We start from the raw sequence: 13,216 nt of genomic DNA on the forward strand, positions 1-13,216 counted from the left end.
CGGTTCGCGGGCGTGCCGGGGGAGCCTCCTCGCCGCTTTTAGCGCCTGTGGGGTCTCCCCTGCCCCGTACTCCCGCAGGACATTGAATTTTCTTCCTTGAATCCGCCCACGCACGAAGAAAATGCGATAGCATTTTCGAGGAGTCTACGTGCCTTCCGCTCCAATCAACAGAGTAGCAAAATCATGTTTAACACACTCTAAAAAAATTATTTATCGTTTAATGCGACTACACCTGGGAGTGCTTTGCCTTCCATGAATTCAAGGGAAGCTCCGCCTCCTGTGGAGATGTGACTCATTTTATCGGCTAAATTGAATTTTTCAACGGCTGCTGCAGAGTCTCCGCCGCCAATGACTGAATATGTACCTTCTGCTTCAGCAAGTGCTTCTGCTACTGCCTTTGTTCCGCCGGCAAATTTATCAATTTCAAATACACCCATTGGTCCATTCCAAATCACTAGTTTTGATTTTTGAATAACGTCACGGTATATTTCAGCTGTTTTTGGTCCAATATCAAGTGCTTCCCAATCGGACGGAATTTCCTCAATAGATACTACTTTGGAATTAGCGTCTGCTGAGAAATCATCAGCCACGATAACATCAACAGGCATGTAGAAATTAACACCTTTTGCTTTTGCTTTTTCAATGAATGAATTGGCAAGATCAATCTTATCTGCTTCTAGTAATGATTTTCCAACTTCATGGCCTTGTGCTTTCACGAAAGTATAAGCAAGTCCGCCGCCAATAATTAAGTTGTCGACTAATTCTAACAGATTTTCAATAACACCAATCTTGTCCTTTACTTTTGCGCCACCGATAATTGCTGTAAATGGGCGTTCTGGATTAGAAAGTGCTTTACCAAGTACATCTAATTCTTTTTCCATTAAAAGTCCGGAAACCGCTGGTAAAATATGTGCAATCCCTTCGGTTGATGCATGGGCACGGTGCGCTGCACCAAAGGCATCATTTACATAAACATCTGCTAATTCAGCAAAAGATTTGGCCAACTCTGGATCGTTCTTTTCTTCGCCTGGATAGAAACGAACATTTTCAAGAAGCAAAACATCGCCTTCAGTCATCGTTTCAATCAATGCTTTCACAGAATCACCATACGCTTCATCAGCCTTCTTCACGTCTTTACCAAGCAGTTCAGAAAGTCGGACACCGACTGGAGTCAAGCGCATTTCTTCTACTACTTTCCCTTTTGGACGGCCGAAGTGGCTCGCTAGAATAACCTTAGCGCCTTGATCTACTAAGTATTGAATCGTTGGAAGGGCTGCACGAATCCGCGTTTCATCAGTGATTTTCCCATCCTGCATTGGAACATTAAAATCAACTCGGCAAAATACACGTTTCCCTTTTACATCAACATCTTTGAGCGTTTTCTTATTCATAAAGGACCTCCTAAAATATTGAAAATTCAGCATAAAATCAGTAAAAAGGGGAGGGGGGCATATACTCCCCGCTCCCCTTTGGAAAACCTTTGTATGATTAACTTCGTATGATTGAAAAATCAATCATCGTCCGTCCGATATATTAAAGTCCTTTTTGTGCAAGGTAGTCACATAGGTCAACAACGCGGTTAGAGTAACCAACTTCGTTATCGTACCAAGATAATACCTTTACCATGTTGCCTTCAAGAATCATTGTTGATAATGCATCGATTGTTGAAGATACAGGAGCTCCGTTGTAGTCAGTAGAAACTAATGGAAGATCGCTGTATGCTAGAATTCCTTTTAATGGACCTTCAGCTGCTGCTTTTAATGCAGAGTTCACTTCATCAGCAGTTACATCTCTTTCTAATTCTGCAACTAGGTCAACTACAGATACGTTCGGAGTTGGAACGCGGATAGCCATACCGTTTAATTTACCTTTAAGTTCAGGTAAAACAAGGGAAACAGCTTTTGCTGCACCAGTTGAAGTAGGAATCATGTTCTCAGCTGCTGCACGAGCACGACGGTAGTCCTTGTGTGGCAAGTCAAGGATTTGTTGGTCATTTGTGTAAGAGTGAATAGTTGTCATCATACCGCGTTTGATTCCAAAAGTATCATTTAATACTTTTGCAAACGGAGCAAGACAGTTTGTAGTACAAGAAGCATTAGAAATAACATGGTGGTTATTAGCATCATATTGATCTTCGTTAACACCCATTACGATTGTGATATCTTCGTTAGATGCTGGTGCAGAAATGATTACTTTTTTCGCACCTGCTTCAAGATGTTTCGCAGCATCTTCACGCTTTGTGAAACGGCCTGTTGATTCAACTACTACGTCAACACCTAGACCGCCCCAGCCTAATTGTGCAGGATCGCGTTCTGCAAGAACTTTCACTTTGTGTCCGCCAACTACTAAGTATTCACCATCAACTGTTACGTCTTCTGCAAGAGTTCCGTGAACAGTGTCATATTTTAAAAGGTGTGCAAGCATGTTTGCATCAGTTAAATCATTAATCGCAACGATCTCAACATTGCTATTGTTTAATGCCGCACGAAAAACGTTACGACCGATACGTCCAAATCCGTTAATACCAACTTTTACTGACATAATAAATTTCCTCCTTTAATTGGGTAAGGATGTTTTTATTTTAAAAAGGATTTACCCTTTTAATAACTTTCTTGCTGCACCCTCATCTGTGATTAAGATGGTTGATTCCGGTGCTTGTTTTAAGTAAGCTTTAATGGCTTTTGCCTTCGAGCCCCCGCCGGCAACAGCGATGACATTTGGAATGTGAACTAAATCTTCTAACTGCAGTCCAATCGTTGACACCTTTTGAACGATTTCGCCTTGTTCGTTAAAATAATAGCCGAATGCTTCACCCACAGCTTGTTGATTTTCCAGCTTATGCAAAACTTCTGGATTCGTTTTGCGCCGCTCAGCCATTGTGATAGCATCCCCAATCCCATGAAGAACCATGCTTGCTGATTTAATTAGTTTTAATACCTCATGAATGTCAGGTTCTTTGATGAGTGATTCATAAATTTCAGTACTAACCTGGTCAGGTACATATAGCACTCGATGTTTCGCATGGGTGTTTTTCGACATGATCGAGCAAATCGTATTTGCTTGATTGTGAACATCCTCGCCTACTCCGCCTCTTGCTGGGACAAATAGTAGTTCTTTCTGGGGATACTCGGGTGAAAGTCTTTCTGCGACAGCAGCCATCGTTGAACCGCCAGTTACAGCAATGATATTTTTTCCGCCGAGTAACTTTTTCATGCACACCGCACATGCCTTGCCAAGTTCACCTTTTACCATCGGCGATTCATCACTATCGCCTGGCACAATGATGACTTTTTTAATACCGAGTCGGTGTTTTAATTCCAACTCCATCACATCAATACCTTTTAATTCACGCATAAAGCCTTCTAAGTCTTCGAGCAAATTTTTTCCTTCAGGTGTTAAACTCATTCCCACATTATTTGTGTAAATTAAATTTTGCTCCCTTAGGAATTCTACTTCGCCTCGAAGGACTCTTTCCGTATATCCCAAGCTAACCGCTAAACTCCTTCTTCCTACCGGTTGCATAAAACCAATATATCTTAGGATAGAATATCTCTTCTGAAGGACCTGAAGGAGATCGGGTAATAGTCTTTTCTGGATATCGATTAATGACTGCATGAAGCTCATGCTCCTTTATTATATGTAGTTGGTCTAAAAATGTCCACCATAGACATATTATGTCCCGCTACATCCAAAAAAAATAACCCCTGCTACGTTTTTTATTGTAACAGGAGTGAAAACCTATTTCAACTGTTTAGATTGGCTTTTTTTTCATGCAAACGGTTACTTATGTCAAATTTGTTAATGACACCAAAACCTACTTCCACTCCATCAATTTGAACGACAGGAATCATTAAACCGTATTGTTCGGTTAATTCATCACTGGATTCAATATCAATTTCTTCTAAAGTGAAATCCCAATCTTTGCTAAGTTCTTGCAGTGTGGACTTTGCTTTCTCACAAAGCGGACAGCTTTTCCTTGTGTAAAACGTGATTATCGTTTGTTCCATCATTTCGTTTCCTTTCAGTCAAACCTTTTCCTTTTTGATGAGGACGGAATTCCCAACTGATCTCGATATTTAGCAATGGTTCTTCTTGAAACGACCATGCCTTCCTCGATTTTTAATTGTTCCACAATATCTTGATCCGAAAGAGGTTTCTGTTTATTCTCATTTTCTATTAATGTTGAGATTTTCTTCTTTACTTGTGTGGATGAGGTATTTTCATCCTCCGAAACGGTTTGTATTGTACTTGTAAAAAATGATTTTAGCGGGAAGGTCCCGTATGGTGTTTGCACATATTTTTCTCGAACCGCTCGACTAACGGTTGATTCATGGATATTCAGTTCTCCGGCAATTTCCTTCATCGTCATCGGTACTAAATTATTGGAACCTTTTTGAAAAAATGCTTCCTGCTTTTCAATAATTTTGGCAATGACCTTAGTTAGTGTCTCTTTTCGCTGCTCTATACTTTTTTGAATCCAATTGTAATCCTGTAGTTTATCCTGCAGGAAACGGCTTACCTGTTGGTCCTGATTTTTGAATTTATGATAATACTGCTCATTTAGGCTAATCCTTGGCAGTGATTCATCAGACATCCTTACTGTAAGTCCGTCGCTTGAGTGCTCGATGATTGCATCCGGGATAATGTATGTGGTTGCTTCCTTACCTAGAATAGTTCCCGGCTTTGGGTTCAAGGATTGAATTTGGTCAAAAATATCCTGGATCTCTTTAAGAGTTACTTTTAGTTCCTTTGCAATTGGCTTCCACTTTTTTTCAGCGAACGGTAAAAAATATTCAGAGATAATTTTTTGAGCCAGTTCATTATTTGGATTCTGATAATAGATCTGCATCTGCAGGCACTCTTGCAGGTTTCTTGCACCAATCCCCGCAGGCTCCAATGTTTGGATAATAGCCAAGCATTCTTCCACGACATCTTCCTTTACTCTTAGCTTTTGGGAGATTTCATGAAGGTCGCCTGTAAAGTAACCGTTTTCATCAAGGTTCTGAATCAGACGGCGAATAACAGTTAATTGTTCCGCTGATAAATTCGTTATTTTTAATTGTGATAGTAGATACTCTTCAAGTGAAAAGGGTTTATCGGCAATTTGCTCAATCCAGTCCTTTTCCACTTTTTGGTTCTTCCGGCGATTTCGGTCAATGAGTGGATTCATCGGCTTAATATTGCTATGTTCAACCTGCAATAGGGGATTTTCAAGTGCCTTATCGTCTAAAAAAGCAGTTAACTCTTGGGCAGAGTACTGCAACAATGCAATGGCCTGAGATAACTCCTGTGTCATTGCTAATTTTAATGTTTGCTGCTGCCACAAACCAGCCTTTAAGTTCATTTCATATCCCCCCTGCATTCTATTTTACACGATGGACGGAAATTCGGGAATGGAAAATGATAAACTAGGAGATTAGGATGATTTTTTCCAATAAAAAAACCTCCCATTCAATAAAACAGGAGGCTTTAGTGATGCGCTCGGCAGGAATCGAACCTGCATTTCAAGCTTCGGAGGCTTGCGTGCTATCCGTTGCACCACGAGCGCTAAATTCTAACGACTTACATATTATATGCCAGTTTCCCACACTTTGCAAGTAAAGATTTAGTTTAAAATTCTTAAAAATGGTTATGATAGATTAGGGAAAGTTGTCGAACAATTTTATAGTCAAATTGTTTGACCTTTATTGACCATCAGTGTATGATAACAATACATATTACTATTACCTTTACAATCAAAGGAGGAAGAAAAATGAATTTGATCCCTACAGTAATTGAACAAACAAACCGGGGCGAGCGAGCTTATGACATTTACTCCCGTCTGTTAAAAGACCGGATTATTATGCTGGGAAGCGCCATCGACGACCATGTTGCTAACAGCATTGTAGCACAATTATTATTCCTTGAAGCGGATAATCCTGAAAAAGATATTTCTTTATATATCAACAGCCCAGGCGGCAGCATCACAGCTGGTATGGCGATTTATGATACTATGCAATTCATCAAGCCAAAAGTTCAAACGATTTGTATTGGTATGGCTGCATCTATGGGTGCATTCTTACTTGCAGCTGGTGAACCAGGCAAGCGTTATGCCCTTCCAAATGCGGAAGTTATGATTCACCAACCACTAGGCGGTGCACAAGGACAAGCAACTGAAATCGAAATTGCTGCAAAGCGTATCCTCTTCCTTCGTGAAAAATTAAATGGTATTTTATCAGAACGGACAGGCCAGCCTCTTGAAGTAATTGCCAAAGATACAGACCGCGACAACTTCATGACTGCCGAACGTGCAAAAGAATATGGTTTAATCGACCACATCATCACACGTAATCTAATTGATGATGAGAAGAAAAATAAATAAGTAACAAAGAAGCAATCGGCATCGACCGGTTGCTTTTTTATTATTCTGGAACGGAAATCAACAGACAAGTTAAACACAGCCAAATAATAAAACGGCCGGTCCCATATGGAACCGGCCGTAAATATATTACTGTTCTTTTTGAATAAAATCAGCCAATGCTTCAATCGCGGATGCTTCATCGTCACCATCTGCCACGATATCAATCATGACACCAGAGCCAACCGCAAGACTCATTAAGCCCATAATGCTCTTCGCATTAACTTTCTTTCCATCCTTCTCCAGGAAAATATCCGCAGAGAACCGATTGGCTTCTTGGACAAAAAGGGCTGCTGGACGTGCTTGAAGACCAGTTTTCAATTTCACTTCTACTTGTTTCACTAACATTATACAATTCCTCCTCATGTTTTTTTCGTCTATATTTCTTGAAGCTTATTCAAAAAATTTACTACCAGCTCATGTTATGGCTTTCACAAGATTACTTATGAAAGAATTTTCTATTCTGAGATCATCATATCCCCTATACGAAGCCTTTCCGCGATAGCATCAATTTTTCTCAAACGATGATTAATCCCAGACTTACTGATCGCACCGCCAGAAACCATTTCCCCCAATTCCTTAAGGGTTACATCGGTATAATTTAAGCGGAGTTCTGCAATTTCTCTTAACTTCTCAGGTAAAATTTGCAGACCGACTGTCTGGTCGATATAGCGTATATTCTCGACCTGCCGAATCGAAGCACCAATTGTTTTATTAAGATTGGCGGTTTCGCAATTTACAAGCCGATTGACTGAATTGCGCATATCACGAACAATTCGAACATCCTCGAAGCGCAGGAGTGCGTTATGGGCACCAACAATATTTAAAAACTCGGTTATTTTCTCTGCTTCTTTTAAGTAGGTAATATAACCTTTCTTGCGTTCAAGTGTTTTGCTATTAAGCCCAAATGTATTCATCAATTCGCATAAAGAATCATTGTGTTCTTTATAAAGCGAAGCAATCTCCAAATGATAGGAGGATGTCTCTGGATTATTGACAGATCCGCCTGCTAGAAATGCACCGCGGAGATAAGAACGCTTACAACATTTCTTCTTTACAAGTTCTGGTGAAATATCGTGAATAATCGTAAAACCTTCACCGATGATTTTGGTATCCTCGAGAATTTCCTTTGCTTGCTGGGATAAACGGACAATATAGACATTGTTTTTTTTCAAACGCATCTTCTTCCGAACAAGCAGCTCGACTTGGACATCATAACTCTTTTTTATTAATGTATAAATTCTTCTGGCAATCGCAGCATTTTCGGTTTGAATATCAACTACTAACTTTCGATTTGAGAATGAAAGGGAACCATTCATCCGAATGAGAGCTGATAACTCTGCTTGAATACAGCACGTTTTCACTTCTAAGTTAGTTAATTCTTTTTTCGTTTCCGAAGCGAAAGACATCCCTTTCCCCTCCATACTAAAAACACACTAGATTTATGCGTTTTTTAATAGTTACTATAATTACGTTTCATAACGCTTTTTGGTTTCAACTAAAAGCAAATTATATAATATTTTTGCCACTTTTTTCGGGTCATGACGTAATGCGCCATTTTCTTGGTAAGCAATATCCGCATGAACCACTTCGAGCCCTAATTCAAACAGTTGCGGCAAATCGTAGACAACAGGATCGGCCAACTCTTCATTATAACGGAGCTGGATGTCCTGTGGAATTTCTTCATTGTTCACAAGGATGGTATTAATAAATGCACAGCTCATATGATCATATAAGGCTTTTACATGATCACTTGCTGAAAAACCATGCGTTTCCCCGGCCTGGGTCATTAAATTACAGATATAGACCTTTTTGGCATGGGAGCGGCACAGCTCATCCCCGATTTTGGGAACGAGTAGATTTGGCAGAATGCTTGTATATAAACTTCCTGGTCCAATTATGATTAAATCGGCTTGACGAATCGCTTGAATAGTCTCTGGTAAAGGTCGAATATTCTCCGGCGTCATAAATACTTTCTTAATTCTTTTCCCAGAGTAGGGAATTTTCGATTCCCCTGAGACAATTGTCCCGTCTTCCATTTCTGCATGAAGAACAACACTTTGATTGGCTGCAGGCAAAACTTTGCCGTGAACATTTAAAATCTTGCTCATTTCCTGAATGGCGTGAACAAAATTACCTGTAATCGAGGTCATCGCCGCTAGGATTAAATTGCCAAGCGAATGTCCGGAAAGCTCATTCGATGTTTTAAATCGATGCTGAAACATTTCCTCAACGAGCGGTTCCACATCCGATAATGACGCTAAAACATTGCGGATGTCACCAGGAGGAGGAATATGCAAGTCCTCACGCAAACGTCCTGAACTGCCGCCGTCATCCGCGACTGTCACTATGGCGGTAATATCGACTGGATACTGTTTTAATCCTCGCAATAAAACTGGTAATCCGGTTCCCCCGCCAATGACGACAATTCGAGGCTGTCCGTAAATGCTCATGTAGTTTTTTCCTTTCTCCTCTCAATGTCACGATGAGAAATACATGTCTTGTAGTCCTTTTCGAAAAATTTACCTAGATACTCAGCCAGCGTTACGGAACGATGCTGTCCACCTGTACAGCCAATTGCAATGACTAGCTGGGCTTTCCCCTCTCGCTTATAATGTGGAAGCATGAAGGAAAGCAGGTCGGTTACTTTTTCTAAGAACTTATGCGTTTCATTCCATTTTAATACATAGCCGGAGACATCTTCATCTAATCCTGTTTTAGGTCTCATATGCTCAATATAATGAGGGTTTGGCAAGAAGCGCACATCAAACACTAGATCCGCATCAATGGGAATTCCATACTTAAAGCCGAATGACATGACATTGACTGTAAAGATTGATTGTTTATTCGCGGTAAATTCAGTTAATATTTTCTCACGAAGTTCCCTAGGTTTCATCAGGGAAGTATTGTAAATCACTTGAGCCCTGCCTTTCAGTTCTTCAAGAAGCTCGCGCTCAAGCGTTATACCTTCTAACGGCAGACCTGTCTGTGCGAGTGGATGTGACCGCCTTGTTTCCTTATATCTGCGCACTAATGTGGAATCATCTGCATCTAAAAATAAGATCCTCGGGGCTACCCAGGAGGTTTCTGCCAATTCATCTAATGCTTTAAAGAGATGATCAAAGAATTCTCTGCCCCGCAGGTCCATCACGAGAGCAACTTTATTCATCTTATTCCCGGATTCCTTCATAAGTTCAAGGAATTTTGGAAGCAGGGTTGGAGGCAGATTATCGACACAGAAGAACCCTAAATCTTCAAAACTTTGAATGGCAACAGTTTTTCCTGCACCAGACATTCCTGTAATAATGACCATTTGTATGTCATTTACCGCACCGGTACTCATGATTTATTCCCCCTATAAATTAGCTTGGATCTAATCGGTAACTGATTAGTTGAAAGTCTTTTGTATAAGTAAAAGTACCGTAAATAATTCCTTTTCCATGAATCATGTAATCAAGAATATGATAATCGCCAGCGGCCATTGGCAAATTCTTCAATTGGTCAATCATTTGCCACTCCAACTTGCCTTCCTCGGATTCGTCTAGATCGACTCCATCTGAATCAGTGGCCACAAATGTAAACATCATCCATTCTGAAAGCAATTGGTCATTTTCTTTCATAATCATTGTAAAAATCCCTTTTAATTGTGGATTTTTTAGATAGATTCCTGTTTCCTCACGATATTCCCTGATGCAGGAATCCCGGACAGATTCGCCTGGCTCCATTTTCCCGCCAGGAGCCACCCACCAGCCGCGGCGTGGCTTTTGCAGAAGCAATATTTTTCCGTCTCTAATCAATACACAATTGGTGACTCTTTGCACAGCATTCACCCTCTTTTACACAGCATCTGCATTTTAACAACTCTCATTAGAGGCTTGGTCTTTTTCTATACAAACCCTCTCTGAGGCATGGCAATATTTCCTACTATAACTTTGAATTCATTCTTATTATTATACTATTTTTAGGATACAGTCACAATGAATACAAATTTGATATTTATGTTAAATTTAACAGTGGTTAGTATGTTCTTGTAAAACATGGGGGATATGAGTAGAAACTCCCAAAAAAAATAGCACAGGCTACGGGCCTGTGCATAAAAGAAATATATTTTTAAAGGGGGTCAATTACTGTTTCTATCATACCGTAACTATATTGCACAATTGTTACAGAAGAATTAAAACAGTTTTACGTTTTTACAAATCCCCACCACAATATTTCCTTTTAACTTTTTTGTTTCATTCCCTCTTTAAGTTCTTCAATATAATGCTGGGCGCTTTGGGCTGCGATACTGCCATCCCCAGTCGCTGTTACAATCTGGCGCAGTGTTTTTTCACGAATATCTCCTGCAGCATAAATTCCCGGTACCCTTGTTTCCATCCGGTCATTCGTTTCAATATATCCATTATCATTGGTAATTCCAAGGCTCGTAAATGGTTTCGATAGCGGAACCATACCGATGTAAATGAAGACACCGTCAGCCGGTAATACTTGCTCTTCACCATTTTCGGTAGAAACGAGTGTGACACTGCCTACTTTGCCATCCTTGTCATTAATAGCCTTGATCGTGTGATTCCAAATAAAATCCACCTTCTCATTAGCAAAAGCACGGTCCTGAAGAATTTTTTGTGCACGCAATTCATTACGGCGATGAACGATGGTTACCTTGGAAGCAAAGCGGGTTAAGTACACACCTTCTTCAACAGCTGAGTCCCCTCCGCCAATGACGAATAATTCTTTTCCTTTAAAGAAAGCTCCATCACAAACCGCACAATAGGATACACCGCGGCCGCCAAGCTCTTTTTCCCCTGGAACGCCAATTTTCTTATATTCTGCACCCGTTGTAATGATGACCGCGTAGGCTTTGTATTGCTTGGAGCCTGCGACTACGATTTTATAATCACCATGGTCTTGGATTTCTTTAATATCGCCATACGCATATTCAGCACCAAATTTTTTCGCATGCTCGAACATTTTCGTTGATAAATCCGGACCTAAAATACTTTCAAAACCTGGATAGTTTTCCACGTCCTCCGTATTGGCCATTTGTCCGCCCGGCATTCCGCGCTCAATCATTAATGTGGATAGGTTTGCTCGTGATGTATAAACAGCCGCTGTCATCCCCGCAGGGCCAGCACCGGCAATAATAACGTCATAAATTTTTTCATCTGACATGGTTTAAACACTCCCTATATAAAAAAAATACGATTAAGTAAGAATTATTGTTCCCTTACTTAATCGTATATAACAAATGTTTTATCGTCCACCAATTTGCTTAGTTCAAATATTTATTCACTATTTTCACATATTTACCAATGGTTGCGGATGAAATTCCATAACGATCGGCTACCTCTTGCTGTGAAACCTTTTCACTACGCAGTTTATGCCAAACATACTCGACGGCGCCCGCCCAGGCACGTTTATTTTTCAATGGGAGGCTGTCTTTGGAAACCTCGACAAATACAGAAAACCATATCAAGTATAAACCGGACTCAATGGTGCCAATCGGTTGAAAGGTCTCATAAAAGAGTTCGGCCACTTCCTGTGCCTCGGCTGTCATCGAAGGTTTTCCCGAACGAATCAATGAGATATATTCCTTTTCCAAGGACGTAAATTTCTGATTTTGAAACAGTCGCTTGGAGGTGATGATTTCTTCCTTTTTACTCGATACAGTCGTGAGGAAAAGGGCAAATAAGCGTTCCTCCACATAGTCGCTGTCCAGTTTTTGAAAAATTGAACCGGAAAGGTCTTCAAAACCATTGGTTGGTGCATTTTCTTTATTCCATGGTTCAGAGCCTTCTTTATCAGGATTAAGTTCCAGCACTTTTTTCCAGATATTTTTTGCGAACGTTTCATTGCCTGTGAAATAGGCAGAATGGGAAAGCCAGTAGTAAAACGGACTATCACCATCAAAGCCTTGCTTATATAATTTTTTCAACCATACATAGGCTAGGTCATATTCACCTACTAGAGCAAATGAGGCCCCCAGTTTGAATTGCTGTTCACTTAAAAGTGGTTGAATTTTCTTTAACATGTCAATCATACCGGCAACATCTTGTTCCTGCCCTTGATAATAGGCAAATACAAGCTGGTTACATAGGGCATGTAGATTACCTGGATTTCGCTCTAATACATCATCTAAAATGGATTCCGCCTTTTTTGTCTTCCCTAAATAAAAATAGGCGAGCGCCAAGTTGTTGTACGCTGACCAGTACTCTGGATAATCCTTGACGACATCTTTTAACAGTTCAATCGCTTTTGGAAAGTACCCTGACTCAAGCAGGTCACGAGCCTGTTCTTGTTTAACGATAAGGTCATCCTGCTGATACAGATCATCCTCAAGATCTTCTGATTCCAATGTAAGTACATCTAGTAAATCCTCAGTATCCTCGCTAAAGTCACCATCTGGATCAAGCTGTAAATACAGTTTGGCGTGGTGATACGCATCTTTAAAAAATCCCATATGGGCATAATTATTGGCCAAAAAGTAATGGCATTCCACCATTTCTTGATCTAGTTCTTCAAGGATGAGGTGCAAGAGCCGGTTGGAATGTTCAAACTCGCCAAGTTCTGTTGACACGATCGCCAACTGGCATATAATCATCGGTTCACCCGGCTCAAGCTGCATCGCTCGCCCAAGATATTTTTTTGCTTTTATAAAATCACGTCGATGGTATGCCTTTAAACCCTTCGTGAAATAATATTCCCCCGTAGGAACAAATGTAAGTAATTTTCCCATATGCTTTCTTGCTTTCGCGTCTTTACCCATGAAGTCCTCCACATTTTTAACATAACTAAGGTAGTATACCACACTAGGGAGAT

At 40.4% G+C, this 13,216-nt stretch carries 13 protein-coding genes and 1 tRNA gene; 1 reads left to right on the top strand and 13 read right to left on the bottom strand.

Annotated features, from left to right (window positions below; all coding sequences use genetic code 11):
• Positions 1-206: 206 nt before the first annotated feature.
• The 6 genes from ACE198_RS08560 to ACE198_RS08585 form a co-directional block, all read right to left on the bottom strand.
• Complete coding sequence (locus ACE198_RS08560; protein ID WP_251458073.1) at positions 207-1,391, bottom strand: phosphoglycerate kinase; 1,185 nt, start codon at positions 1,389-1,391, stop codon at positions 207-209.
• A gap of 142 nt (positions 1,392-1,533) precedes the next feature.
• Positions 1,534-2,541, bottom strand: a complete 1,008-nt coding sequence (gene gap, locus ACE198_RS08565; RefSeq protein ID WP_098572327.1) for a type I glyceraldehyde-3-phosphate dehydrogenase — start codon at positions 2,539-2,541, stop codon at positions 1,534-1,536.
• A gap of 51 nt (positions 2,542-2,592) precedes the next feature.
• A complete protein-coding gene (locus ACE198_RS08570) occupies positions 2,593-3,615 on the bottom strand; it encodes a sugar-binding transcriptional regulator (RefSeq protein WP_098572326.1) in 1,023 nt (340 codons plus the stop codon).
• Positions 3,616-3,743: 128 nt separating this feature from the next.
• Positions 3,744-4,007, bottom strand: a complete 264-nt coding sequence (locus ACE198_RS08575; RefSeq protein WP_098572325.1) for a glutaredoxin family protein — start codon at positions 4,005-4,007, stop codon at positions 3,744-3,746.
• A gap of 14 nt (positions 4,008-4,021) precedes the next feature.
• Positions 4,022-5,344 carry an RNA polymerase factor sigma-54 gene (gene rpoN / locus ACE198_RS08580; protein ID WP_098572324.1) on the bottom strand — a complete coding sequence of 441 codons (1,323 nt, stop codon included), beginning with the start codon at positions 5,342-5,344 and terminating at the stop codon, positions 4,022-4,024.
• Between the two features lie 132 nt (positions 5,345-5,476).
• Positions 5,477-5,548, bottom strand: a tRNA-Arg gene (locus ACE198_RS08585).
• A 204-nt stretch (positions 5,549-5,752) separates the two neighbouring features.
• Here ACE198_RS08585 and clpP point away from each other — a divergent pair.
• On the top strand, positions 5,753-6,361 hold the full coding sequence (clpP, locus tag ACE198_RS08590; protein WP_098572323.1) for an ATP-dependent Clp endopeptidase proteolytic subunit ClpP: 609 nt from the start codon (positions 5,753-5,755) through the stop codon (positions 6,359-6,361).
• Positions 6,362-6,487: 126 nt separating this feature from the next.
• Here clpP and ACE198_RS08595 read toward each other — a convergent pair whose 3' ends face one another.
• The 7 genes from ACE198_RS08595 to ACE198_RS08625 all read right to left on the bottom strand — a co-directional run bounded on the left by ACE198_RS08595 (position 6,488) and on the right by ACE198_RS08625 (position 13,163).
• On the bottom strand, positions 6,488-6,745 hold the full coding sequence (locus tag ACE198_RS08595; protein WP_026567793.1) for an HPr family phosphocarrier protein: 258 nt from the start codon (positions 6,743-6,745) through the stop codon (positions 6,488-6,490).
• Between the two features lie 110 nt (positions 6,746-6,855).
• Positions 6,856-7,806, bottom strand: a complete 951-nt coding sequence (gene whiA, locus ACE198_RS08600) for a DNA-binding protein WhiA (protein WP_098572322.1) — start codon at positions 7,804-7,806, stop codon at positions 6,856-6,858.
• A 60-nt stretch (positions 7,807-7,866) separates the two neighbouring features.
• On the bottom strand, positions 7,867-8,850 hold the full coding sequence (locus ACE198_RS08605) for a gluconeogenesis factor YvcK family protein (protein WP_180230016.1): 984 nt from the start codon (positions 8,848-8,850) through the stop codon (positions 7,867-7,869).
• Positions 8,847-9,740 (bottom strand): RNase adapter RapZ, encoded by an 894-nt coding sequence (rapZ, locus tag ACE198_RS08610; protein ID WP_098572321.1) that lies wholly within the window; start codon positions 9,738-9,740, stop codon positions 8,847-8,849. The genes ACE198_RS08605 and rapZ overlap by 4 nt, the downstream gene beginning before the upstream one ends.
• A gap of 19 nt (positions 9,741-9,759) precedes the next feature.
• Positions 9,760-10,218: an 8-oxo-dGTP diphosphatase gene (locus ACE198_RS08615; RefSeq protein WP_026567789.1), complete on the bottom strand. Its 459-nt coding sequence runs from the start codon at positions 10,216-10,218 to the stop codon at positions 9,760-9,762.
• Between the two features lie 400 nt (positions 10,219-10,618).
• Positions 10,619-11,569, bottom strand: a complete 951-nt coding sequence (trxB, locus tag ACE198_RS08620) for a thioredoxin-disulfide reductase (protein WP_375375228.1) — start codon at positions 11,567-11,569, stop codon at positions 10,619-10,621.
• A gap of 100 nt (positions 11,570-11,669) precedes the next feature.
• Positions 11,670-13,163, bottom strand: a complete 1,494-nt coding sequence (locus tag ACE198_RS08625; protein WP_375375229.1) for a tetratricopeptide repeat protein — start codon at positions 13,161-13,163, stop codon at positions 11,670-11,672.
• Between the last annotated feature and the right edge of the window lie 53 nt (positions 13,164-13,216).

Origin of the sequence: Neobacillus sp. KR4-4 (genome assembly GCF_042136325.1) — a bacterium.
Classification (GTDB): Bacteria; Bacillota; Bacilli; order Bacillales; family Cytobacillaceae; genus Neobacillus.